The 24,576-nt window shown below is 57.9% G+C and carries 22 protein-coding genes; 15 read left to right on the forward strand and 7 right to left on the reverse strand.

Annotated elements, in window-relative coordinates; translation table 11 throughout:
• Positions 1-500: 500 nt before the first annotated feature.
• The 9 genes from ilvC to OQH67_RS08110 all read left to right on the forward strand — a co-directional run bounded on the left by ilvC (position 501) and on the right by OQH67_RS08110 (position 7,518).
• Positions 501-1,481: a ketol-acid reductoisomerase gene (gene ilvC, locus OQH67_RS08070; protein ID WP_130083100.1), complete on the forward strand. Its 981-nt coding sequence runs from the start codon at positions 501-503 to the stop codon at positions 1,479-1,481.
• 98 nt (positions 1,482-1,579) lie between these two features.
• Positions 1,580-2,377 (forward strand): ABC transporter ATP-binding protein, encoded by a 798-nt coding sequence (locus tag OQH67_RS08075; RefSeq protein WP_215435930.1) that lies wholly within the window; start codon positions 1,580-1,582, stop codon positions 2,375-2,377.
• Positions 2,378-2,384: 7 nt separating this feature from the next.
• On the forward strand, positions 2,385-3,080 hold the full coding sequence (locus OQH67_RS08080; RefSeq protein WP_215435925.1) for a FadR/GntR family transcriptional regulator: 696 nt from the start codon (positions 2,385-2,387) through the stop codon (positions 3,078-3,080).
• A gap of 18 nt (positions 3,081-3,098) precedes the next feature.
• The gene (locus OQH67_RS08085) at positions 3,099-3,791 is read left to right on the forward strand and encodes an SIR2 family protein (protein ID WP_215435923.1); all 693 of its coding nucleotides are present in this window, start codon (positions 3,099-3,101) and stop codon (positions 3,789-3,791) included.
• A gap of 168 nt (positions 3,792-3,959) precedes the next feature.
• Positions 3,960-4,622 carry a hypothetical protein gene (locus tag OQH67_RS08090; protein WP_215435920.1) on the forward strand — a complete coding sequence of 221 codons (663 nt, stop codon included), beginning with the start codon at positions 3,960-3,962 and terminating at the stop codon, positions 4,620-4,622.
• A 55-nt stretch (positions 4,623-4,677) separates the two neighbouring features.
• Positions 4,678-4,803: a hypothetical protein gene (locus OQH67_RS08095; RefSeq protein WP_257227037.1), complete on the forward strand. Its 126-nt coding sequence runs from the start codon at positions 4,678-4,680 to the stop codon at positions 4,801-4,803.
• Positions 4,803-5,351: a hypothetical protein gene (locus OQH67_RS08100; protein WP_215435919.1), complete on the forward strand. Its 549-nt coding sequence runs from the start codon at positions 4,803-4,805 to the stop codon at positions 5,349-5,351. Before OQH67_RS08095 ends, OQH67_RS08100 begins: the two co-directional genes overlap by 1 nt.
• A gap of 46 nt (positions 5,352-5,397) precedes the next feature.
• Entirely contained in the window at positions 5,398-6,801 is a 1,404-nt protein-coding gene (locus OQH67_RS08105; protein ID WP_215435916.1) for a sulfatase family protein, read from the forward strand.
• A gap of 201 nt (positions 6,802-7,002) precedes the next feature.
• Positions 7,003-7,518: a hypothetical protein gene (locus OQH67_RS08110; RefSeq protein WP_215435911.1), complete on the forward strand. Its 516-nt coding sequence runs from the start codon at positions 7,003-7,005 to the stop codon at positions 7,516-7,518.
• A 354-nt stretch (positions 7,519-7,872) separates the two neighbouring features.
• Here the strand turns inward: OQH67_RS08110 and OQH67_RS08115 are convergent, their stop codons facing one another.
• From OQH67_RS08115 to OQH67_RS08125, 3 genes are all read right to left on the reverse strand, one after another.
• Positions 7,873-8,241: an FtsB family cell division protein gene (locus OQH67_RS08115; RefSeq protein WP_215435910.1), complete on the reverse strand. Its 369-nt coding sequence runs from the start codon at positions 8,239-8,241 to the stop codon at positions 7,873-7,875.
• Between the two features lie 28 nt (positions 8,242-8,269).
• Positions 8,270-9,565, reverse strand: a complete 1,296-nt coding sequence (gene eno, locus OQH67_RS08120) for a phosphopyruvate hydratase (RefSeq protein ID WP_215435909.1) — start codon at positions 9,563-9,565, stop codon at positions 8,270-8,272.
• Between the two features lie 94 nt (positions 9,566-9,659).
• On the reverse strand, positions 9,660-10,313 hold the full coding sequence (locus tag OQH67_RS08125) for a hypothetical protein (protein WP_215435907.1): 654 nt from the start codon (positions 10,311-10,313) through the stop codon (positions 9,660-9,662).
• Positions 10,314-10,425: 112 nt separating this feature from the next.
• On the opposite strand from OQH67_RS08125, the gene OQH67_RS08130 reads away from it, so the two are divergent.
• On the forward strand, positions 10,426-11,121 hold the full coding sequence (locus OQH67_RS08130) for a DNA alkylation repair protein (protein ID WP_215435905.1): 696 nt from the start codon (positions 10,426-10,428) through the stop codon (positions 11,119-11,121).
• A 139-nt stretch (positions 11,122-11,260) separates the two neighbouring features.
• Positions 11,261-12,502, forward strand: coding sequence for an LL-diaminopimelate aminotransferase (locus OQH67_RS08135; RefSeq protein WP_215435903.1), 1,242 nt, complete (start codon positions 11,261-11,263; stop codon positions 12,500-12,502).
• An 82-nt stretch (positions 12,503-12,584) separates the two neighbouring features.
• Here the strand turns inward: OQH67_RS08135 and OQH67_RS08140 are convergent, their stop codons facing one another.
• Together OQH67_RS08140 and OQH67_RS08145 are read right to left on the reverse strand one after the other, a co-directional pair.
• Positions 12,585-15,077 carry an autotransporter outer membrane beta-barrel domain-containing protein gene (locus OQH67_RS08140; protein WP_215435901.1) on the reverse strand — a complete coding sequence of 831 codons (2,493 nt, stop codon included), beginning with the start codon at positions 15,075-15,077 and terminating at the stop codon, positions 12,585-12,587.
• A 337-nt stretch (positions 15,078-15,414) separates the two neighbouring features.
• On the reverse strand, positions 15,415-18,804 hold the full coding sequence (locus tag OQH67_RS08145) for a DUF3472 domain-containing protein (RefSeq protein ID WP_215435899.1): 3,390 nt from the start codon (positions 18,802-18,804) through the stop codon (positions 15,415-15,417).
• A gap of 204 nt (positions 18,805-19,008) precedes the next feature.
• On the opposite strand from OQH67_RS08145, the gene OQH67_RS08150 reads away from it, so the two are divergent.
• The gene (locus OQH67_RS08150) at positions 19,009-20,073 is read left to right on the forward strand and encodes an FAD:protein FMN transferase (RefSeq protein ID WP_215435897.1); all 1,065 of its coding nucleotides are present in this window, start codon (positions 19,009-19,011) and stop codon (positions 20,071-20,073) included.
• 54 nt (positions 20,074-20,127) lie between these two features.
• A complete protein-coding gene (locus tag OQH67_RS08155) occupies positions 20,128-21,729 on the forward strand; it encodes a glycoside hydrolase family 27 protein (protein ID WP_215435890.1) in 1,602 nt (533 codons plus the stop codon).
• Positions 21,730-22,157: 428 nt separating this feature from the next.
• On the opposite strand, the gene OQH67_RS08160 is transcribed toward OQH67_RS08155, so the two are convergent.
• Both OQH67_RS08160 and rpmB read right to left on the reverse strand, forming a co-directional pair.
• On the reverse strand, positions 22,158-22,382 hold the full coding sequence (locus tag OQH67_RS08160; RefSeq protein ID WP_012420228.1) for a hypothetical protein: 225 nt from the start codon (positions 22,380-22,382) through the stop codon (positions 22,158-22,160).
• A gap of 199 nt (positions 22,383-22,581) precedes the next feature.
• Complete coding sequence (rpmB, locus tag OQH67_RS08165; protein ID WP_067570139.1) at positions 22,582-22,845, reverse strand: 50S ribosomal protein L28; 264 nt, start codon at positions 22,843-22,845, stop codon at positions 22,582-22,584.
• Positions 22,846-23,023: 178 nt separating this feature from the next.
• Here rpmB and OQH67_RS08170 point away from each other — a divergent pair, with 178 nt between their 5' ends.
• Positions 23,024-24,025 (forward strand): MDR family NADPH-dependent oxidoreductase, encoded by a 1,002-nt coding sequence (locus tag OQH67_RS08170; RefSeq protein ID WP_215435888.1) that lies wholly within the window; start codon positions 23,024-23,026, stop codon positions 24,023-24,025.
• On the forward strand, positions 24,022-24,561 hold the full coding sequence (locus OQH67_RS08175) for a DUF3592 domain-containing protein (protein WP_215435886.1): 540 nt from the start codon (positions 24,022-24,024) through the stop codon (positions 24,559-24,561). Before OQH67_RS08170 ends, OQH67_RS08175 begins: the two co-directional genes overlap by 4 nt.
• Positions 24,562-24,576 lie beyond the last annotated feature (15 nt).

Raw genomic sequence — 24,576 nt, forward strand, 5'->3', positions numbered from 1 at the left:
TTTGCTCCGCTTTGGCGTGCAATCCTGGGGATGAAAGCCGGGAATTTTAATTGCCGGAGGATGGTGCGGCAGGTTTGCGGCAAGGCAATATTTCCGCCGTATTCCTTCATAACCGGGATGCGCTTGGTATCGGAAGCTTTTGTCCCTGAAAGCGGAGTTTCCGTAAGGGAGATATTTTACTGGCGTTAGGGGGAGAAGAATTCCTTTCTTCGCCTTTCGTGAGGTTTTGCCGGCCGGGGGACGCCGGATGCACAGGTTGAACGTGCCCGGAAAAGAGGCGGTTTTCAGGTTCAAGGGCATTTCCCTGTTTGAATTTTTGGCCTGTAACGCCCGTGACCGGAGGGCGGAGTTGCAGGCGGACGGCGCCTTGACGGGGAAGAGTCTGTAACATAAAAACGAAAAAATGCGCCAAATGCGCTTGCAATCGGAGCGGAGAAGCTTATGTTGTTATTCATCCAAACATTGGATGTTTGGATGAATGACCTAAAGAAGGAGTAACAATGGATATTATTCATGACAACGCCGCTGATCTCAGCGCATTGAACGGCAAGACCGTTGCCGTTATCGGATATGGCGCGCAGGGCCGCGCCCAGGCACTTTGCATGCGTGACTCCGGTGTGAACGTGATTATCGGCGTTCGCCCCGGCAAGTCTTTTGACGCCGCCACCCAGGAAGGCTTCCAGGTGATGAGCGTGGCTGAAGCCGCCGAAAAGGCGGACATCATCCACATTCTTCTTCCGGATGAAAGCCACGGTTCCGTGTACGAAGCTGAAATCAAGCCCCACCTGAAGGCCGGCAAGACGCTTTGCTGCTCCCACGGCTTCGCCTACGTGTTCAACACCATCGTTCCCCCCGCAGACGTGGACGTGATCATGGTGGCCCCCAAGGGACCGGGCACGGAAGTGCGCCGCGTGTTTGAAGAAGGCTTCGGTTGCCCCGGCCTCATCGCCGTGCACCAGAATCCCTCCGGCAAGGCCCGCGACGTGGCCCTTGCGATGGCGAAGGCGGAAGGCCTGACCCGCGGCGGCGTGCTGGAATGCACGATGGCCCAGGAAACGTATGAAGACCTGTTCGGCGAACAGAACGTTCTTTGCGGCGGTCTGGTGGACCTGATGAAGTACGGCTTTGAAACGCTGACGGAAGCCGGTTATCCCCCGGAAATGGCCTATTTTGAATGCGTGCATGAAGCCAAGCTGATCGTGGACCTGATCTACAACGGCGGCATCCAGAAGATGAATTCCGTGATTTCCAACACCGCCGAGTTCGGCGAATACTACAACGGTCCGCAGATTCTGCCCGCCGACGTGAAGGAACGCATGAAGGAATCCCTGAAGCGCATTGAATCCGGCAAGTTCGCCAAGGATTGGCTGGAAGAAGCCGCGAAGGGCGCTCCCAACCTCAAGGCGAAGCGCGAAGCCCTGGGCCAGCACCCGGTGGAAATCGTGGGCGCCAAGATCCGCAGCCTGTTTGAAAGGAACTGAGGCTTCCTTTGATTTTTTCCACGGGCCGCTCCTCCGCACGGACGGAGCGGCCCGGACAATCATCGGGCTTCCCCGCGGAAGCCCTTCTTTTTCTGGATATGGACAATTTTCTGCCGGCCGTCAATGTGGAAAACGCCAGGGTGTACCTGGGCGGCCAGGAAATCCTGCACAATATTTCCTGGCAGGTGCGGCGCGGAGAGCGCTGTTTTATTCTGGGCGCGAACGGAGCCGGAAAGACTACGCTGGTGAAGCTGCTGATGGGGTTTGCGTGGCCCCTGTTCGGCGCGAAGGTGCAGGTGCTCGGCAAGACATTCGGGCACGTGAACCTGCTGGAGCTGCGCAAATCCATTGCGTGGGTGAGCCCGTTCATGCACAAGTGGCTGGAGGACGGGGCCTGGAACGGTCGCGACATGGTGCTTTCCGGACCGGACGGAACGATCGGCCTCCTGCGCGAACCGACGCCGGAAGAGGAGAAGAAGGCCGCCGGGATCATGAAGTCCCTGAAGGCGGAGCATTTGATGGACAGGCCCGTGGTGGCCATGTCTTCCGGAGAGCAGGTGAAAGTGCTCATCGCCCGTGCGCTGATGACGAATCCGGAGTTGATGATTCTGGACGAGCCGAGCGTTTACCTGGACCTGGCCGGACGCGAGTTTTTATTGAAAACCATTGAAGAATTGGCGGCCACGCGGCCGGACCTGACCATGATTTTCATCACCCAGCGCATTGAAGACATTCTGCCGGTGTTTGATTGCGGGATGATTCTGAAGTCCGGCCAGATCGTGGCGAGCGGCAGCAGGGACGAGGTGCTGACGGAGGAGAATTTAAAGAACGCCTTTGACCTGGACATTCAGTTGATCAGGACGGACAAGGGGCGTCTCTGGACGGTGATTCGCTGAGATTCCCATGAAAAAAGGAAAACAGATGGATTTGAAGAAACCCGTGAGGCTGTCCCTTTCCCGGCAGGTCCTCAATGCCATGGAGTCCATGATACGGTCCGGCCAATGGAAGGTGGGAGACCGCATTCCGGCGGAGCCGGAGCTGGCCCGCGCCTTTTCCGTGAGCCACAACACCATCCGGGAAGCCCTGCAATCCCTGATCCACATGGGAATGCTGGAAGCCCGGCCCGGGGACGGCACTTACGTGATGGCCTCCGACCGTTTTGCCGTGGCGGTCAGCAACCGGCTCCGGGAGTCGGAGCTGCCCCAGATTCTGGAAGCGCGTCTGGCGCTGGAAAAGGAGATTGCGCGCCTGGCCGCCGTGAAGAGGACGGAAGAGGACCTGGAGATTCTGGAGGCTGCCTTGAAGGACTGCCATGCCAGGGTCAGGCCGGGCATTGAAGACGACATGCTGTTCCATGCCGCCGTGGCCCGGGCCACGCACAACCCGGTGCTTGCGGAATTGTACAATGTGATCATCCGCAACGTGCAGGAGAATCTGGAAAACCTGCTTGAGGAGAAGCAGTACGATCCCGGAGCGATGAAGCTCCATGACGACCTTCTGGACGCCATCCGCGGCCGGAAGGCGGACGCCGCGGAGAACATTATTGTAAAAATCGTGGAGTTTGATACGGTCAGCATCAGCGGAGAGCCGCCGGAATAGGCCGTCCCGTTTCAGGCTGTGTTTTCGATCAAGTGTGCCGCGTTCCTGCCGATGAATGGTTCCATCAATGAGTATTACTGTCCCTGGTGCGGCTCCGTGCTGCCGGGGGAGGACGTCAATTTGCGAACCGGGCTTGCCCTGTGCCGCTCCTGCGGTTATACGGGAAAGGCGGATGATGTGAAGAGGGCCGGTTTCCGCGTGGAAAAGCCGTCGTGCATCACGCTGGACAAGTGCAGCATGAACGGGAGAAGGCTGGTTTACCGCCGCTTCGGCTGGGAGGGGCTTGCCCTGATGGTCTTTGCCGTCGTATGGGATTCGGCGCTGGTTTCTTTCTTGTCCAATATTTTTTCTTCCTCCATCGGCAATATGCATGCAGCGGTGCTGCTGTTGTTTCTGCTTCCGTTCGTGCTGGCCGGCATAGTTGTTCCCGCCATGGGTCTGCTGCTGTTGTTCGGCAGGATGGTGGTGGAGGTGGGCCGTGGGCACGGTACCGTATTCCGGGGCATAGGCCCGGTGGGGTGGAGCTGGCGTTTTTCTTTTTCCGGGAAGGAGACGGCGCGGGTTGTGGAAGTGAAGTCATCCAAGGGAACCGTTCTCCAGCTTGTTGCCGTTCCGCAGCCGGGCGGGAAGGATTTCCGTTTCGGCTGGGGGAACCAGGATGTGCAAGTGGCCGAATACATTTGTGCGTGGCTGAACCGGAAATCCGTTTAGGAATGCCGTCATTACGGATTGGCGGTTCCGGTTGTTTCCGGTCGCGCGCTGTTGATGTGAAGCACCCGCAAAGGAGGAGAGGTTGTGCGGGATATGGAAATCGGATTGTTTGAGGGTTAAGGTATATTATACTTTCCAGAGCCGGGAAATATGTTAGATTAACCGTCAATGACTGCCCCGGTTGAATTGAGATGCCCGCAGTGCGGCGCCCCGCTGGCGATGGAAGATGTGAATGTGGCTGCGGATGTCATCCTGTGCCGCTCCTGCAATTGCACAGGCAAATTTTCCGATCTGGTCCGGGAGAAGAATGATGAGGAAATTCTGGAGACCCTTCCATGCCGCATGAAAGTGATGAAAACGCCGCGCGGCCTGGAGGTGACGTACAGGAAATCAAAGGCCATCGGATTTTTCTTTTTGTTTTTTGCCCTGTTCTGGAACGGCTTTTTGTGTGTTTTTCTGTTCAGTTCTTCCGGAAAGGAAAGAGCCGGAAGTTTGATTGAACAGTTGTTTTTCATTCCTTTTATCCTGGTGGGGATTGGGGTACTGGCCGGCGCCGTTTATGCGTTGTTCGGCCGCATGACGCTGACGTTGAATCCCGGCCGTGGCGAATTGTTCCGCGGGGTGGGGGATATGGGCCGCCGCCAGAAGTTTCTTCTGGCCAAGGATGCCCGCATTACCATTGAAGACAGCAGCATGCGGCAGAATGACAGGGTGCTGCACAAGATCGTGGTGGAGCAGCCGGGCGGCAAGCCGTTCCAGTTTGGCACGGGAATTGCGGAAGATGAGGCCCAGCAGTATGTGGCGGCCCTGCTGCGTCAGATGAGGGACTAGTCTGCGGGACTCCGGTGCAGGGCCTGATGATTAGGAATATCATGAAACGACTTTCATGGCTGCTCTTTTTCAAGTGAATTGTCCGAAGTGCGGAGCACCCCTGCTGCCGGAGAATGTGAATGTAGCCGGGGACGTGTTCCTGTGCCGCGCCTGTTCCCGCATGGGAAAATTTCGGAACTGATGCAGACGGAGGAAGAAGAGGGGATTTCGGAAGTCGTGCCGAGCGGAGTTTCGGTTGCCAAGGACATGCATGGCGTCGTGCTGCGCTTCGGAAAGATGAAGAAGGAAGGTTTTTTCCTGCTGCTGTTTTCCCTGGTGTGGAATACGATGATTTCCGCTTTCCTGTATGTCATGGCTTCCGGAAAGCCTTACACCTTGAACGGCGTGGAGAAGACCGGCCTGGATGAAGCTGCGTTGCTGTTTACCGTTCCTTTTGTGGTGGTGGGAGCCGCGGTCCTGTTTGGAGCCGTGTTCCTCCTGTTCGGTACTGCAAAACTGGCGTTGAGGCCTGGCCGGGGAGAATTGTTCCGGGGAGTTTGGGGCATGGGGAGAAGGCAGGGTTTTCGCCTGGCGAAAGGAGCCCGCATCTCCCTGGAAGATGGGACTGGCGGGAAAGTGCTTGTTTCCGTGGAACAGCCGTCCGGCAGACCGTTCGTCTTCGGCATGACAACCGTGGACAGGGAAGCGGGAAAGTACCTGGCCGCAGTCCTCAGGCAGTGGAGGGAATAAGATTCTTTTTGATTGATCCGCCCCTGGCGGTACGTATATTGGCGGAATGATGAGGAACTTATACGCGGTGCTGGTCTTGGCAGGGTTTTTTTGTTCCGTGGCCGCGGCGGAAATTCGTGAGACAGTCCGCCCGAACATGATCGTCATTCTGGCGGATGATTTGGGATACGGGGATTTGGGATGCACGGGCTCCAAGCAGATTCCGACCCCTTCCATAGACAGGCTGGCGAAAGAAGGCGTGTTCTGTTCCCGCGCCTATGTGACGGCCCCCATGTGCGCCCCCTCCCGCATGGGGCTGCTGACCGGACGGTTCCCGAAGCGCTACGGCATCACCACCAATCCCAATTCCAAAGTCGATTATTTGCCGGACTCCCATTACGGGCTGCCCCTGACGGAGAAGCTGATTCCCGAATATTTGGAGCCTTTCGGCTACCGGAGCGCCGTGTTCGGCAAATGGCATCTGGGCCATACGAAGGGGTTTACCCCTCCGGAACGGGGATTTACCCATTGGTGGGGATTCCTGGGCGGCTCCCGCGATTATTTCCCCCGGAAAAAGGAGATAGAGGGCTTGAATCCTTCCGCCATTGAGTCCAATTTCACGGATAAGACGGGCATTACCTACCTGACGGACGACATCACGGACAGGGCCGTGGAGTTTCTGAATGAAGCGAAGCAGGACAAGAAGCCGTTTTTCATGTTCGTCTCCTACAATGCGCCGCACTGGCCCATGCAGGCCAAGCCGGAGGACATAGCCCTGTTCAAGAATGTCCAGAACCGGGAGCGCAGATTGTATTGCGCCATGGTGTACGCCATGGACAAGGGCATAGGGCGCATTCTGGACACTCTGAAAAAAGACGGCCTGGACGGAAATACCATGGTGGTTTTCCTTTCTGACAACGGCGGAGCGCCGGAGGCCCCGTCCTGCAACGCTCCTTTCCGCGGCCACAAGAGGCTGCATTTTGAGGGCGGCGTGCGCGTGCCGTTCATCATCAAATATCCGGCGGACAAGAGGCTTGTGCCCGGAAGCGTGTGCAAGCAGCCCGTGTCCACGGTGGACCTGCTTCCGGCCCTGCTGAAAGCCAACGGCGCGGAGATTCCCAAAAAGCTGGACGGGATGGATATCCTGTCCCTGGTGGGAAACCGGACGGGCGAGGTGCCGCGCACGATGTTCTGGTGCACGGATTACACTTCCGCCGTGATGGACGGAGACTTGAAGTACCTGCTGGTGCCGGACCGCGCCCCGCAATGCTACCGCGTCAGCAGCGACTATCAGGAGCAGAAGGACCTTTATTTCCAGAATCCGGCGCTTGCGGAACCTCTGGCGCGGAAACTGGGTTCCTATCTGACGGAAACACCCGCCTGCCGCTATCCCGACACCATCCAGTGGTCCTCCAAGCTGCTGAAGGAATATTCCCAGGCGACCAGGCCGGAAGTGCAGCCGGGCAAGTAAGCCGAACTATACCGGATGTGCAAGTTTTTTCCTCCGGTTTTTTCTCCATGTTTTCCGGCCCCATGGTTGCGGAAGGCATGGAGGCTTGCCGCCAAAAGTTGCGGAAAATATGACAGGGGAGGGATATGGCAGCGTTAAAAAATAAATATTCGTGGAAAGGATGCTGTTGATTGAAACACGGATTTCCGTTTATTCACAATTATGGATAAAGATATTCTGTCGCATCAATATTTCATGAATATCATGGAGGAGATGTATCCTGCGCTCCCACTGCCGAGCGATGAACAATTTAAAATATGTCTCCATTCTCTGGATGGTGAATCTTTCGCGCTCCCTGTCATTGAATTTTGTGAGTATGCACATGCCGGGAAAATGAACTGGATTGAATGTTCATGGGAGAACGATCTGCTGCCTCTGGAATATGATACCACGATTTTGCCATCTTATATTTTTTCAACATCGTTTCTCAAATATTATTTCCCGGCATGTTTAAATTTGACCGTCAACTATTTTCTGGGTGAGTATCATGGAGAGAAGATGGGTAATATCGACTCTTTTGTACAACATGCCCTTGATAGTATTAGGAAGCATTACGATGCATTAAACGCCAAGGAGAAGAAGTTGATATGGGAGATATCGGAACTGATAGAGAATAACGCATGGTATGATTATAAAAACGAATGTATTGAATTGAAAAAAATAATGATGGGTGGCTGACGAGCGGCGGAGAAAGAAACATAAGAGAAGAGACCATGAACGGTTTTTCGGCAGGCAAGGAGAATAGATAAGGAAAATGTTGAAATAGACCGATTCCATATAATCCCCGTATAATTTATGAAAACTATTTCGGAAAAATTAAACGGAAAATGGAATATCCATTGTCTCTTGCGGGGGCCGGAGGCTTCCATGGAAAGTTGGCGGGAGGTGTTCGGCACGATTGCGGAGTTGCCGGAATGAGCCTGCCTGTTTATTCCTTGAGCTCCCTTTTTCTGCCGGGGTCTTGTCTCCGGCCTGCCGGCTCCTGTTTCCGTTTTTATCGGGAAAGGGAGGATTCCGCCAAAGGATGCTGCCTTATTTCAGGCGCTTGGGTTCCGCAAAGCGGAGGATATGTTCGCCGGGAAGGGCCAGGTTGCCCTTGTCCCGCGCGATCATTTCAAAGTAGTGGGGGTCCTGCGAGATCCAGATGAATTCGTTTTTGGACTGTTCCATCTGTTCCCGCGCCTTTTCCAGGCGCGCCTGAAGAAAGGAACGCTCATGCTCCAGAGAGCGCAGGTCCTTCCACGGCTTGAAGCAGACCAGGGAGAGCAGCATGGTCAGGCACAGGACCAGCACCATGGCGAAGAGCCGCAGAGCCCTCTGAACGATGAGGGCACGTTTTTCCCGGCGGATTTCAAGTTCCGCCAAGGTAAAACGATGGTAATAGCGGCGTCTCCAGAGCATTTTACTAAGTCAAACAAGGCATTTTTGATCACAAGATATGAATTTTACCACCAAAAATTGCGTCATCTTCCAGTTCCTCTTCAATTCTGAGCAGTTGATTGTATTTTGCCATGCGGTCGGAACGGCTGAGGGAGCCGGTTTTGATTTGTCCGGCGTTGGTCGCTACAGCGATGTCCGCAATGGTGGAGTCTTCCGTTTCCCCGGAGCGGTGGGAAATAATGGCGGAGTATTTGTTGTCCTTGGCCAGCTCCACCGTGTCCAGCGTTTCCGTCAGGGAGCCGATCTGGTTGACCTTGACCAGCACGGCGTTCGCCACATGGCGGGAGATGCCCAGGTTGAGGAATTCCACGTTGGTAACGAAGAGGTCGTCTCCGACGAGCTGGGTGTTGTCGCCCATGGCTTTGGTGAGTTGTTCCCAGCCCTGCCAGTCGTTTTCCGCACAGCCGTCTTCAATGGAGATGATGGGGTATTTTTTCTGAAGCTCCTGGTAGTAGGCTGTGAGTTCTTCCGCCGTCCTGCCGCGTCCGTCCGATTTTTTGAATACGTACAGGTTTTGGGAGGGGTCGTAGAATTCGGAGGAGGCCACGTCCAGGGCAATGAAGATGTCCGTGCCCAGCGTGTAGCCTGCGCGTTCCACGGCGCGGGCGATGCATTCCAGGGCGTCGTCCGCGGATTTCAGGGCCGGGGCGAAGCCGCCTTCATCCCCCACGGCTGTGGACAGGCCGCGGTCATGCAGGACGTCCTTCAGCGCATGGAAGACTTCCGCGCCGTAGCGCAGGGCTTCCCGGAAGGTGGGGGCGCCCTTGGGCACGATCATGAATTCCTGAAAGTCGATGGGGGAGTCCGAATGGGCGCCGCCGTTGATGATGTTCATCATGGGGACGGGAAGCACCTTGGCGTTCGGGCCGCCCAGGTATTTGAAGAGGGGCAGGTCCAGCTGGACGGCGGCGGCTTTGGCCACGGCCAGGGAGACGCCCAGAATGGCGTTGGCGCCCAGGCGGGATTTGTTGGGTGTGCCGTCCAGGTCGATCATGATTTTATCGATGGCGGGCTGGAGGGTGGCGTCGTGTCCCGCGACTTCCGGAGCAATGATTTTGTTGATGTTTTCCACAGCCTTGAGCACGCCCTTGCCTCCGTAGCGCTTGGAGTCTCCGTCGCGCAGCTCCCAGGCTTCATGCTCTCCGGTGGAGGCGCCGCTGGGGACGGATGCGCGGCCGATGGCGCCGCCTGCCAGAGCCACGTCCACTTCCACGGTGGGGTTGCCCCGTGAGTCGATGATTTCACGGCCGCATACGTCAATAATTTCAAGTTCGTTGGTTATCATGGAATTTTTTATTGTGCCAGTTGGACAATAAAAGGGAGCTCTCCGTTTCCGGAGAGCATGTCATGAGCCGGAAATGAGCCGGAAAAGTGCGGCTTCAGGCCCGGAAACGGCGCAGAACGAGGGCGATGTATTCCAGGACGTCCGGTTCTGAAATTCCTCCGGAGAAGTAGAAGGGCCTGCCGGAGGGCTGGGGAATGGAGATGCGGCGGTATTTGTCCCCATCCCCTCCCGGACGTTCCACGGCCACATCGGCCTGCATGGGCAGCAGGAAGGTCCATGTGGAGCCCAGCGGCCCGATGCCGCGGAAGAGGGCGCCGCGGCCCGGTTCCGCGCGGACCACGACCTTGCCCAGGAGCATGTCCACGCAGATGAAGATGATGAATGCCTCGCTCACGGCAAAGAAGGTGGTGAAGACGGGCAGGGCGAAGTCCGTTTTTGCCGGTCCCAGGGACAGACGGAGAAGGAACAGGGTGATGAGGCCCCAGACGAGGGCGAAGCCCAGGGATAGCAGGACTTTGAAGCGGGAATGCCTGTAGGTGAGCGTGATTTTGCCGTCTTCCTTCTGCACGGTCAGATGTCTGGGAGGCGTGGGCAGGGGGGCGGGGGATTCGTTTTCCCGGACCAGGGAGTTCCAGGGAACGGCGTGGCCGCAGCTTCCGCAGGTGACGGTATTCTGGGCGGCGTCCACGTCCGCGGCGGAAAAGGGCGCGCCGCATTGGGGGCAGTTGAATTGGCCGGGCTGTTTCATGAGGGGCAGGGGGACAGGTAGCGTTCTGCCTCTACGCTACTATAACGGTCTGCCGGTTGCCATTTCTTTTTCTCCCTTGTCCTTCATTCCCTCCTTTTATAGGATGCCGCGCATGATTGAGAGAAGACGCAGGCTCCGGGAGAAGGTGGAGGCTCTGGCGGAGCCGGAGTTCCAGAAATTTTCCGCTTCCCTGATTCCCGGCGTCACGCGCCTGCTGGGGGTGAGGCTTCCCGTTTTGCGTAATCTGGCGCGGGAAGAGGCGCGGGGGGATTGGAGGGAACTGCTGGAGCACCCGGCGCAGGAACCTTATGCGGAAGAGGTGATGCTGGACGGCATGCTGACCGGACTGGCGCGGATGGAGCCGGAGGAGCGCCTGGAGTGGGTGCGGCGTTTTGTCCCCCGCATGGATAACTGGGCCGTATGCGATACGTTCTGCGCCGGGTTGAAGTTCAGCAAAAGGCATCCGGAAATGGTCTGGGATTTCATTCAACCGTATTTGGGGCATCCTGATGCGTGGCACGTGCGCTTTGCCGTGGTGATGATGCTGGACCATTTCATCACGGAGGATTACGTGGAGCGCGTGCTGGAGCTGCTGGACGGCGTGCGGCATGGGGATTATTACGTGTCCATGGCCGTAGCCTGGGCCGTTTCCGTCTGCTACGTGAAGTTCCCGGCGCTGACGCTGAGGTACCTGCGGCGTTCCTCCCTGCCTGATTTCCCTTACAACAAGGCTCTTCAAAAGATTATCGAGTCCCTGAGGGTAAGCCCGGAAGACAAGGAGCTGATGAGGAGCATGAAACGGCGCTGAATTTTCCGGAACGCCTCTTTCCGGAGGATGCCATTGCGGGAGCGGGAAGATTTTTCCCCTGAAGGGGCGGGGATGCCGGACCCCGGTCTTGATTCCTTCCTGTGTACGGTATGGAATGAATCCACTTACTACTACAACCATGGCTATTATCAACGACCATTTCCTCAAGCTGCAGGCGGGATATTTGTTCCCGGAGATCAACCGCCGTGTGAACGCGTTCATCCAGGCTCATCCGGAAGCCGCCCCCCGGCTGATCCGCTGCGGCATAGGAGACGTGACGGAACCGCTGCCCCAGGCCGCCATTGAGGCCATGCACGAGGCGGTTGACGATCTTGCCACGCATGAACGCTTTCACGGCTACGGCCCGGAGCAGGGCTATTTCTGGCTGAGGGAGGCGATTGCCAAGAAGGCCTACCAGGTCCACGGAATTCATGTGGAGGTGGACGAGATTTTCGTGTCCGACGGCGCGAAGTGCGACACGGGGAACATTCTGGATATTTTCGGCAGAGGGAACAGGATTGCCGTGCCGGACCCGGTTTATCCCGTTTACGTGGATACAAACGTGATGGCCGGCAATACGGGGGAAGCCCGTGAGGACGGCTCCTACGAGGGGCTGGTGTATCTGCCCTGCACGCCGGAGAATAATTTTGTGCCCGATCTGCCGCAGGAACATGTGGATTTGATTTACCTGTGCTTCCCGAATAATCCGACCGGGGCGGTGGCCTCCCGCATGGAATTGCTGAAATGGGTGGAGTACGCCCGCGCTAACCATGCGATTATCCTGTATGATTCCGCCTATGAGGCGTTCATTCAGGATCCGGATGTTCCCAGGTCCATTTTTGAGATTCCCGGCGCGCGCGACTGCGCCATTGAGTTCCGTTCCTTTTCCAAGCAGGGCGGCTTTACGGGCGTGCGCTGCGGTTACGTGGTGATTCCGAAGGAGCTGAACGGCCATGACGCCGACGGGAACAAGGTGCCTATCTCCCGGTTGTGGAGCCGCCGCACCAGCACGAAGTTCAACGGGGCCTCCTACATTGTCCAGCGCGGTGCGGCGGCCCTGTTCACGCTGGAAGGGATGGCGCAGACCGACGTTTTGATCAGCCATTATCTGGGGAATGCCGCCCTTCTGCTGAATGCGTGCCGCCAGGCGGGCATGCGCGTGTGGGGCGGGGAAAACGCGCCCTATGTGTGGGCGGCCTGTCCGGACGGCCTGGACAGCTGGGGATTGTTTGACAAGATGCTGACCGAGGCGAATGTCGTCATCACGCCGGGTTCCGGCTTCGGTTCCAAGGGGGAAGGCTTCTTCCGCATTTCCGCGTTCAACTCACGGGAGAACGTGGAGGAGGTGTGCCGCCGTATTCACGCCCTGTTTGCCCAATGAACTGATTTTGCAGTATATTAAACGAAAACAGGCCGTGGTGTTTGATACCGCGGCCTGTTGTTTTGAACGGCTGTCCGGGGAATTAGAAAGCCGCCCGGAATTGGAGGCTTCCGCTCACCCCCTCGCGTTTGCCCGCGTATCCTTTCACTCCAAGATCAACGAACATGGGTTTGCCGGCTACGGGCTGGAAGATCACGCCCAGTTCCGCCATGCCCGTGCCGCCGCGCAAGGTGGGCGCGGCGATGTCCTGGCCGTAGGTGGAGGCGCGGGCCGTTCCATTGCATTGCCATTCATACGCTGCTCCCGCGTACGGGCGGATGGTTTGCGTCATCTCATAGTGGAAGCGCGCACCGCCCTGGAGCCAGCTGGAGTTCATGTCCCGGAACCGGATATGGTCACCGGAGACCGTGGCGTGGTCGCCGTCCTGGCGCGTCCACAGGAAGCGCCCGTAGGCCTCCATGTTCATTTTCCGGTCCAGCTCCCTTGTCAACGCCGCGCCAGCGTGGCCGCCGTAGTAAGGAGAGGAAAGGTTGTAGGCGGAGGGGTTCCCCGCCCCGTCCACCAGGTCTCCGCTGCGGTAGTCCGAGTCCAGCCGTCCCGCGCGGAAGGAAGCCTCCAGCGCGATTCCTCTGAGGCCGTTATCCGTGAGGTCCCAGCGGGCCAGAAGGCCGCCGCCGTAATAGGAAGTGTCCCCGGAAGCCCGTACAAAGGGGGCGTCTGCAAAGGCGTTGTGAGCCGTGTAGCTGCCCCAGCCGCTTTCCATGAAACCGCCCAGCACTACAGAACGGTTTTTGGAAAATCCGGCGGAAACGCCTGCCAGAACGGCGTAGCCGTCCTGTTCCACACGGGAGCCGGTGGCGTAGTTGGAATGGGAGCCTTCCATGGCGAGGAATGTTTCCATGCCGGAGGGGGAGCCTCCCTGCATGGCGGCCATGGCGGCGCGGCTGATTCCCAGCCCGGCGGCAAGGTCCGCGCCCTGGTTGTTCAGGGCCATGGCGGCGGCGCGGCCTTCGGAAAGGGATTTCAACTGGGGATTCAGGCGGCTGGAAGTGACGGTAGCGTCAATGCTGGTGTTTCCCACGGAGACGGTGGCGTCATAGAGCATGGCGATGCCGCGTTTGAAGGAGACGAAAGGGGTTTTCAGGATCACGCCGTTGGTGATGAGCCCCATGTTGTTGCGGATGAGGGAAATGGTGTCTCCCACAGCAGGGCCGGGGCTTCCCGGAGAAACACCGGTGATTTCCACCCGGATGGTGGAGCCGGAAAGGTCCGTAGCCGAGGGAGCGGTGGAAGAAGTTCCGTTGGAGATGGTGAGCATGGGACCGCCGTTTTCGTTCCAGGACGACAGGCGGAAAACGTAGTGCTCAAAATTGCCCACATTCGTTGCGCTTCCCTGAAAGTTTTCCAGAATGAGCACGTTGCCCGTTGTTACATCCATAGCCGTGGCTCCTGGACTGGAGGCATAGGCGTCCCATCCGCCGAAAACACCGTTAAGGTTGAAGTTGCCTTCCAGAATAACGGTATTGTTGCTGGCCGTTCCTTTGTCCGCTCTGCCTCCGTAGATATATCCCCCTACCGTGCCTCCACGGATTTCCACCACATTGCCGCTGGAAGATCCCTGGAAACTCATTCCACCCGTGACGGAGCCGTCAATGTTTCCTCCCAGAATAAGAACATGGTTGCCGGAAGCGGCCCCTCCGTTGGAGGAGGTCCCCCCATCAATGAATCCTGTATGACCACCGAGGAAGATTACCCGGTTGCCGGAGGCGTTCCCTTCACTGGCCCTCCCTCCCATGATTCCATGGCCTACGCCGGGTATTTCTCCGTTGAGCCCCACTTCTCCCCCATACATGATGAACAGGTTGTTGCAGGCGTTTCCCGTGCCGGATTCCACAAAACCTCCGAAGGCATTGTTGTTGACGCCGCCGCTGGTGATGATTACCCGATTGCCGGAGGCATTCCCTGTAGAGGAATAGCCGCCGTTGAGCCAAGTTGCCGTGGCATTGCCAAGCCGCACGCTGTTGGAGATAGCGTCTCCGCCGGCTGTTTGGCCTCCGTTGACGCCGCCGCTTAACGTACCGCCGGAAATAAGGACTTCGTTCCCCGTGACGTTGCCGGAATTACTGTAGGCCCCCTGCAACCATTGAGCGCTTCCCCCCGTCATTGTGATGGAATTATATTGAGCGTTTCCGCTGCCGCTTTCTCCGCCATAAACGTTGCGGGCGACCGTCCCGCCCCCAAGAATGACGGAATTATATTCCACGGTTCCCGTCGCGGAATAAGCTCCGAGAAGATGGAGGACAGAACCTCCGGTCATGGAAATCCGGTTACGGATAGTGTCTCCGTCTGTTGTTTTAGCTCCATAGGCGTTTCCGGGGATAGAGCCTCCCGTGATGGAGACCGTGTTGTCCGACAGGCTGCCCTGCGGGAACAGGAGGCCGTTTTCGTCCAGTGGGGCTCCGGGATAGGTGAGTTCGACACCCGCAGCTTCTGCCAGAGAACTTCCGGCCACTGTAATGCCGGCGATGCAAAAGAGTCGGGATATTACTGGTTTAAATGGCAATATCGTTTTCATTCTCATGATAATTGCGGATTATCAATCCGGTATGCATTAAAACAGCACATAAATACCTGCCGCTGCAAGGAGCGTCGTGGCACCTGAATATGGAACTGAGCGGCAGCGAACTGTATTCTCGGAAAGGCAGTACGTCCTGACGGACACATCTAGTGCAGACGCCGCATGGGCATGCGGCGCTCCCGGAGCGTGTGGGCGAATCCGGGGAAGTTAATGCGGGGGAATGCTTCATGATACAGTAGCTGTTCCGCACAAATTCCTGACACTTAGAATTCGCTCTTGACTCCGGATTGATAATCCGGAGAGCTCTGAAAAAAGTTGTATGAATATTTTAGGATCAATGGCTGGGGAAAACCTGTTTCCAGGTTTTCCCTTCATCCGTGCTTTCATAGATGCCTTTTTCCGCGTACAGGGTGATGTGCTTGTTGTTGGCTGTGTCAATCAGCAGGTTGAAGGCGGCTCCCCAGTCTTCCTTGTCCGACCGCTTCTGCCAGTTTCTGGCGTTGCGTTCGCTGGAATACACGCCCTTGCCGTCCAGCGGGACGGCGAGCATGAAAGTATCGTCCAGGCGGCGCCTGTCGATCGCCAGTGTGGGCTGTGTGACGGGCAGGCCCTGAAGCACGCGGTTCATGGTGCGGCAGTCATTGAAGGAGGTGTACACGCCCTGGGTGGAGAAGACATAGAGCTGGTCTGCGGCGCGGGTGTCGTAAACCAGCCTCAGGAAGCCCGACCCCTGAACTTCATTTTTCTGGGTCCATTTCTTCCCGTTGTTGGTGGATATGAAGACTTTGCTGGTGTTGGTCTTGCGGTCCGCCGTCACGGCTCCAATCCGGCCCTGCGCGGTGGTATGGAAACCGACGTTGGTGACGGGTTCTCCCACCAGGCCCGCGTTGGTCCAGGTTTCTCCGCCATCCGTGCTCATGAACAGCCCTGCGCGGTCCGAGCCCACGATGATTTCACGAGGGTTCCGGGGATTGACGGAGATGAGTTCCCCGGCAATAAAGGAGATGGGGGACGGGTCCACTTTTACGTCCGGGATGGCTACCGTCCACGTTTTACCCATCTCCTTGCTGCTGAACAGGGCTCCTCCCTGGGAAGTGGGGGCCAGCAGGAACATTTTATCCCCGGCAAGGGCCATGGAACGGATGGTTTTGACGCCCTTGGGCAGCGTAAACGGCTTGCGGACGTAGGTTCCGTTTTTGCGTTCCAGCAGGTCCGCGCCGGAACGGTAGCGCACCACGGCCAGATCCGGGGAAAGCAGGGAGTAGCCGACGATTTTTCCGGCAGGCATGGGGGCTGCTATTTTGTGCGGCTGGAGTTTGGCCGGTTTCAGGGTAACCCCGTCCACCACGGCGGAGAAGACGCCTTTTCCCTTGCCGGGAATGGTTCTGAAGGTGATGCCGGCGATGGCTTCCTCCTTCATCGGGATGATGCGCTGCATGCCTATCTCCCATTTTTTCATGTCCGGGGAGGTGAGGCAGGTGAATTCGTTGCCGCGCCGCACGATGCGCACCCAGCGGTGGTCCTTGTTCAGGCCGAAGGTGGACTGGCGTCCCGTTCCGTAGTCGCTGAAGTCCGCGCTGCATCTGAGGCCGCGGCCCACGGTATGGAAGACGGCTATTTCATCGTCGTAGTTGGTGGCTCCGGCATCCTTGCGCACCATGATGCCCACCCAGCAGTCGTCGCCCGGGTCCAGGGATTTGTCGCTGAAAGAGCTGATGTGGGCCGTCAGCATGAAGTCCCCCTTGATTTTTTTGTTCACGAGGTATTCCCCTTCCCCCACGAAGCGGAATGCATTGCCCGTGCCGCTGATGGCGTAGGGAAGGCCCGGCTCCCCGCGCAGCATGATGTCCCAGCCCGGGGCTACGCGGCTCTGGGAAGGGATGGTGAGCACCAGGGTGTCCACGGTATGGTTCCCGTTGTAGAAGACGCGTGCCCACACTTTGTTTTCTCCGTTGAAGAGCATCAGCGGGGCGGTGAACGGGGCGCTTTCCGAGGAAGAGACGAGCTTGTTGCCGTTGTAGTATTCCACCTTGTTGATCCGTCCCGAGGACAGGACCGTTTTCAGCATGCGTTCGAAGCCCTGGCCGGTCATGTCCAGCCTGGCTTCCGGGATGTCGGCCCGTTTGGGGCGCATCAGGTTGGAACTCGGAATTGCCTCCAGGGGTTGGTTGCCGTACTGCCAGCCCACCCATGCCACGGTGAATTCGTGTTCCGGTTTTTTCTTGAAGTAGGTCAGCCTGATGGGGAGCGTCCCCTTTTCCAGGAAGACGGAGGCGCGCTTTTCCGAGGTGCTGTGCAGCCCGTCGTTGTCAATGACCGTTTTCCCCCCGATGTCCAGCCGGCTTCCGTCGCAGGATTGGAGGGCGAAGGTGTAGGCTCCACTCTGGGGGACGATGAGCAGCCCCTCGTAGTCAAAGGCGAAGCGTCCTTCCCTGGCGCCGCGCAGGGCGGTGTCGAACCCGCGGGAGACTCCGGTTCGCGTTGGTTTGGAGAAGTCCAGTTCCGACAGTCTGGACCAGCCGTCCCTGCTTTCCAGGTATTTGTATTCCAGGCCGGGGGACAGGTCGTGCTTGCCAGGAAGCCCTTTCCCTTTCATGGGGGCTTCCGTTTCCGCCCTGGCCAGTTCCAGGGTCTTTTTCTGGTCAAAGATGTCCGTGATGGTGAGTTTAACAAAGCACTGGGAGATGTCCCGCGGCAGGGAAAGGGTCCTGGTGCGCACGTGGGGGATCTGCTCTTCCACAACATGAACGGGCGTACCGGAGTATTGAGGGTTGTCGAATACTTCTATCTTGTACGCGAACTGGGGGGAGGACGTGTCTTTCAGCGACCAGTCCACGATGACCTGGTCGCCGTTATGGCGCGCGCTGCCCTCCGCCATGATGGCGTCCATGACCGGGGCGTCCGGCTGCTTCAGACGGAAGGTGTGCTTGCGGCCCGGGTCCAGGTTTCTGGGGAATTGCCTGTTTTCCGTATAGGACATGGTCAGGACGGAGTCGTTTTCCGTCTGGTGGACCGTCCAGCCGCTGTATTTCATCCCTCCTTCCTTGGGGACGTTGATAGAGACGGTATCGCATTTTTCCCATGTTCCGTTGTGCCTGTAAAAGCCCTTGCCGCGCCACAGTTCCCGCTGTTTGCGCCCTCCGTGGCCGAAGTCCTCCAGGAATCCTCCGTTGCCCTTGAAACCCGTCGCCGCATAGGGAATGCGGAAGGTGGCGATGTGGTGCCACTGGTTGCCGGCCTGGTCCTTCATCCACCATCCGGCGTAGCATTCCTTTTTGGCCTCGTCCGCACCCCAGGTGCGTATGAACATGGTGTACCACTGCTTGGTCTTGATCCACGGCACGTCCCGGCCCCCGGCCTTGCCGGAGGCTCCTTCCCCCACGTATTGCTGGGCATAGACATGGGGGTTGACGTACACGTTGCGCACCTGGCGCCCTTCGTAAACCGGAGCGGGCCAGAAGGACCAGACGGTGGAGGGGCGGTAGGTTTCCAGGTTCGTGTTGTCATTGACGTTGGCCGCGACGCCCGCGTAAAAGTAGCCGCCCTTGGGGAACATGTCCAGGTTCCAGCAGGAGAAGTAGGTGGATTCCGGCCAGTAGGGATACAGAAGGTCCACCATGATGATGTCCGAATCCGCCTTGACTTCATCTCCATACCAGCTTGCGGAGACGGGAAGTGTCAGGAGAAGCCAGAGGGAACAGAGAGAAAGGATGAATTTGGACATAAGAATGAAAGGGCTGGGAACAAATTGCGCTGGAATTTGAACCGTTCCATTTATCATGAAAAGAGACCAGAGTTCCAGCCTCAAATGAGGGAATCCGCCGCATGTCTGTCAGCACGGGAGGGGAAGAGGGGGAATGGCGTGCTGGGTTCTTGCTCTTGTCCGTTTGCACGGAGTAAGTTTTGCCGGATGATCCCCCGGATGCGCATGAAGTTGTTTTTCTGGAAGGCTGCCGTGTTGGGGTGCGGCGCCTTTTTTCTGCCTGCCGCCGGTATGTCCGGCGGCACGGGGGAACTTGCGGCTGCCGTTTCCGCGCGGCTTGTTTCCTGCGAACATGCCGTGGACGGCAGGGTGACGGCAAGGGGGGCGGCCATGGGCACGGTGTTTACGGTGCGCGCCTATCCCGGCCACGGCATGGACGGAGCGCGGACGGAAGAAGCCTGCATGCGGGCGCTGGCCTGTGCCGTGTTCTGGGAGGGGGTGATGTCCGCCATGGATGCGGAAAGCCGGCTCGCCGCTCTGAATGCCGCTCCGGCAGGGGTGAAGGTTCCCGTTTCTCCGGAGTTGCGGAGGGTGTTGTCGCTGTCCCTGGAGTATGCCCGTTTGACGCGCGGAACCTTTGACCCCACGCTGGGGCCTTTCATCCGTTTGTGGAAGAAGTCCCGCCGCCTCGGGGTTCTTCCTTCCCGGGAGGACCTGGAGCGTGCGCGCCGGGCCTCCGGCTGGGAGAAGCTGTCCGTGGACGGGGAAGGGGTGATGAAGGCCGCGGAGGGGATGAGGGTGGATCTGGGAGGCATCGGCAAAGGGTTTGCCGTGGACAGGATGGCGGATATGTTGAAAGAAAGGGGAGTGGAGTCTTTCTGCATTGACAGCACCAGCGATGTTCTGGCGGGGGCTCCCCCGCCGGGAATGCAGGGCTGGAAGCTCCGGGTAGCCGTGGGGGAGGGACGGCTGGAGCAGCGGCTGATGAGCTATGCCGCCGTGTCCACTTCCGGGGATGCGCACCAGTTTGCGGAGATAGGCGGCGTGGCGTATTCCCATGTGCTGGACCCCGCCACGGGGCTGGGCGTCACGGAGGGCAGGCAGGTGAGCGTCCAGGCTCCCGCAGCCGCTTTGGCGGATGCGCTGTCCACGGCGGCCTGCGTTATGTCGGAAGAGGCGTTCCGGGCTCTTGCCGGGAAAATTCCCGGGGTTTCCGTGCTGGGGTTTTTCCGGCATCCGCCGCCGGAGAATGAACGGAGCCGTGCCTTCTCCGGGCAGAAAATTCCGTGAAAGAAGTGCGGCGGATATGACGTTTTATTGAAGTATTCCCATATTGAAAACGTTATGAGATTATGCCGTCTTTTATGTCTTGCCGCCATCGGGTCAGCCGTTCCCTCCGCGGTTTGCGCCGATTTTCCAAATCCCTATCCCGCTCCGGTTTCTGGAGTGCGCCTGACGCCGGAGACATCTCCGCTGCCGTCGATCAATGGAGCCCGCGTCCTGGGCGTCAGGCCAGGGGCTGAAGTGCTGTTCCAGGTGCCGGTTTCCGGAGAGCGTCCCATGCAGATCAGGGCGTCCGGATTGCCCGCAGGGGTGAAGATGAATTCCCGCGGCCTGATTTCCGGCAAAGCACCGATGCGGAAGGGAGAATACCGGGTGAAGCTTCAGGCGGCCAACAGACACGGAAAGGATGCCGGGGAATGGGTATTGAAGGTGGGGGACGATTTATGCCTCACTCCGCCGATGGGCTGGAGCAGCTGGTATTCCTACAGCGAGGCGGTAGGGCAGGACCAGGTGCTCAAGACCGCCCGGCTTTTTGTGGAACGCGGGCTGGTCAATCACGGCTGGACCTACATCAACATTGACGATTGCTGGCAGGGGAAACGGGGAGGGAAGAATTTTTCCATTCAGCCCAACAAGCGTTTCCCCGATATGAAGGCCATGTGCCGTGCCATTCACGCCATGGGGCTGAAGGCTGGCATTTATTCAACGCCGTGGATGGGCACGTATGCCGGTTTTATCGGCGGAAGCGCGCCGGACAAGAAGGCGGATTATGCAGGATTGAGCATCCCGGAAAAGGACCGTTTACAGGAGAATCAGATATTCGGACGCTATCCCGGCGTTCACCGCCGGCATGCCGACCGCACAGGGCCCGTATGGCTGTTTGACCGCGACGCCCGGCAGTGGGCCGAATGGGGATTCGATTACGTGAAGGTGGATTGGAAGCCCAATGACGTACCTACGACGGAACGTATCCGGAAGGCTCTGGATGAGTCCGGGCGCGATATCGTGCTGAGCTTGTCCAATGCGGCTCCGTATGAACATGTGGAAGAATTGTCCAGGCTGGCCAATTTGTGGAGGACGACGGGAGATATCGAGGACCACTGGGGCAGCGTCAGCGGCATCGGCTTTTCCCAGGAGCGCTGGCAGAAGCACATGAGCCCGGGGCATTGGAACGATCCGGACATTCTCCAGGTCGGCAAGCTGGGCAAGCCCAACCGGCCCAATACCGCGTTTGTCCAGACGCGGCTGTCTCCGGATGAACAATACACGCATGTGACCCTGTGGTGCCTGCTGTCCGCCCCTCTCATCATTTCCTGTGATCTGGAGAATATCGATTCGTTCACGATGGGCTTGCTGACCAATGACGAGGTGATTGCCGTGGATCAGGATCCGGCGGCCCGTCCGGCCCGCAGGGCGTGGAACCAGGGGAATTTCCAGGTATGGACGAAGGAGCTGGCGGACGGTTCCACGGCAGCGGGCTTTTTCAATACCGGCGGCTCCAGGGAGGTTCTGAAGGTAAATCTGAAAGATATCGGCCTGTCCGGTCCCTATCAGGTGCGGGACCTTTGGAAGCGTGCGGACCAGGGAACGGCGGAAGGGGACATTGCCGTGGAGCTCAACAGCCACGGTGCGGCCATGTTCCGCTTCACCAGGAAGGAGTGACGCCCGGTATGCGGGCAGGTTTCATCGGGATGGTTTCTCCCGGGGGGTGTTCCGGGATTTTCTCCTTGATTGCGGAGTTCCGGCGGACACGTGCAGGGCTGAAGCCGGAGCACCGGATTGCCTTTCCGCCCGTGTTTTCTGATTTATTTGCAGGGCGCTTCATTTACCGGTACAGGGGAAGGCTTGCGACATAGGGGAACAGCCTGGAATGAAGCTTTATTTTTCTCCTCCGTTTTTTTATTTAAGAGAATGGATACTTTAATTTTTTACTCTGAAATCAATGTATGCCCGGCAAGGAACGGGAGGGGATGCATTTGTTGTCCGGTTGCATGGGCGCAAACAAAAAGAACCGCCCCGGTAGTCCGGGACGGTTCTCAAGGTTCAAAAGTATTGAATGTGACTTTGCCTTGATTTCTATTCAGAGCGGCTTAGGCGGCGATGCCGAAGTGCTGCTGAATGGAAGCGAAAATCTTGTCGCGGCGTGCGCGGGCTTTTTCGATGTCGCGGGTTTTCAAGGAGAATCTCAGGCGTTCCGCCGTGGAGTCAGGCTTGTGAACCGTGACGTGGCACCACCAGACCCCCCTGTTGTTCCACAGGTGATGGTTGGGGTTGTCATCATTAATTCTAAGAGCGATTTTGGTTTGGGCTTTCATCTGTGTGATCTTTTCCAGTGGAGGACGTCTTATATTACGTCCGATGGTATATTAATGTTTCAATAAAACCTTCAACTTGGAGGTGCCTCACTTAAGCAGATGATCCCTTGTCTTTTGGAAATCCTTTTTGCCAGTTGCTCACCTCGTTGAAGCCTTAGAGTTCAGCCGGTAGAGCAACGTTCAAAAAAAGAATCTTTTTTTACAGGAGACCTACCTTTTTAAGAGTGTTGTACGCACCGTTCTTGTTGATTGTACGCAAGGCCTTGGCGGAAATCTTCATTTTAACGAACTGGCCCAGTTCAGGAACCCAGATACGCTTTTCCTGAAGATTGGGATAAACGGTACGATTGACAGTCTTAGTGACGTGACGACCAATACCGCCCTTTTTCTTGGCAAGACCGGAGCGATGGATACGACGACCTTTGTGAGGGATGGTACCTCGGATGATGCAAATTCGGGACATGGCAATCGAAGTTATTTGTTAATGCGAGGAAGAAAGATTACCGTATTTTTGCCCGAGGTCAAGAACAACTGATTAAAAGGCCCGGATTTTATGCCCGGCGCCGTGCGGACGGACTTCATTCCCTGTTAAAACGTAGCCTGCACTTGCACGCGGAGGGACTCCATGAGAGATTGGAAGCATGAGTGAAAATCATTATGCAGAGTTTTCCGAATGCGGCATGAAGCCCCAGGACGTGCTGGCTTATGTTTCCGGCCCCGTCCCGGTTCCGGCGGAGGGAGAGGTGCTGGTGCGGATGATGGTCGCCCCGATCAATCCGGCGGATATCAATTTCATTCAGGGCGTGTACGGCGTGAAGCCCGTGCTGCCGCATTCACGCGCCGGGCTGGAAGGCTGCGGCATGGTGGAGGAGTCCCGTGCGGACGGCTTCCGGAAAGGGGACCAGGTGATTCTTTTGCGCGGCGTGGGCTCCTGGAGCGAGCTTGTGGCGGTTCCTGCCGTCAACCTGATGAAGCTGCCCGTAGCGGTGGACCCCGTGCAGGCGGCCATGCTGAAGGTGAATCCCCTCACGGCCCTGCGCATGCTGGAAGGGTTCGTGAGTCTGAAGCCCGGCGACTGGATTGTCCAGAACGCCGCCAATTCCGGGGTGGGGCGCTGCATCATCCAGCTTGCGCGCCAGATGGGCGTCAGGACGGTGAATTTTGTGAGAAGGCCGGATGAATTGAGGGAGGAGCTGACCGCGCTGGGCGCTGATCTGGTGGTCGGTGAGAATGACGAAGATGTGGTGAAGAGTACCCTGGCCCTTCTGGACGGGAAGCGTCCCGTGCTGGCTTCCAACGCCGTAGGCGGGGAAAGCGCCCTGCGCCTGATGGACATGCTCGCCCCCGGCGGAAGCATGGTTACTTACGGAGCCATGAGCAGGAAGAGCATCAAGGTGCCGAATGGTTTCCTGATTTTCAAGGGCATCAGGCTGGAAGGCCTGTGGGTGACCCAATGGCTTAAACATGCTCCGGCGCAGGATATTGCGGCTGCCTACGACAAGCTTGCGCGGCTGATGGCGGAGGGCAGTCTGGTGCAGGCCGTGGATACGGTGTTCCCGCTGAGCGAGGTGCGCCGGGCCGTGGAGAAGGCGCAGGAAGAATTCCGCAACGGCAAGATTGTGCTGAAGATGAACGAGGCGTGAAGTACGTCAGGAGAAAAGAGAAGGAACTGTTGTTTCCGTCCCGGTCCGGAGAGTTCTGGAGAGATTTTTTCAGCGTTCCGTGGTTCGGATGGTACTGGTTGCTTGCATGGGGAATGGCGGCTCTGAGCCTTTATGCCCTGGGGAAAGCGGGCGGCATGTGCCTGGACAAGCACCGGTTTGCGCAGGAGAGCCTGTGCACGGAAGGGAGGGTGATGAGCGTCACCCAGGAGTTTTTTGGGTCGGTCCGCAGATATGGCCGCATCCCGGTATGGGCTCCGAGGGTACGGTTCCTTGAGCAGGGAGGAGGCGGGGAAGTGACGTTCCAGTCTCCGTCCTTTCTGTTTTGGTCCGACTATTCCAAGGGGGATGCCGTCCGGGTCTGCTATCTGCCCGGCAATCCGGAAAATGCCCGTGTGGCGGATGGGTTCATCTGGTGGCCGGAGTCGTCCACAGCCCTGTGGCTGGCAGCGTTTCTGATAGCAGGGGAAATAACCCTGTGCCTGAAGCGGGATGCGCGAAGCGCAGTGGGAGAATAGCCTCCGGAACGGTTG

Source organism: Akkermansia biwaensis (assembly GCF_026072915.1).
GTDB lineage: Bacteria > Verrucomicrobiota > Verrucomicrobiia > Verrucomicrobiales > Akkermansiaceae > Akkermansia > Akkermansia biwaensis.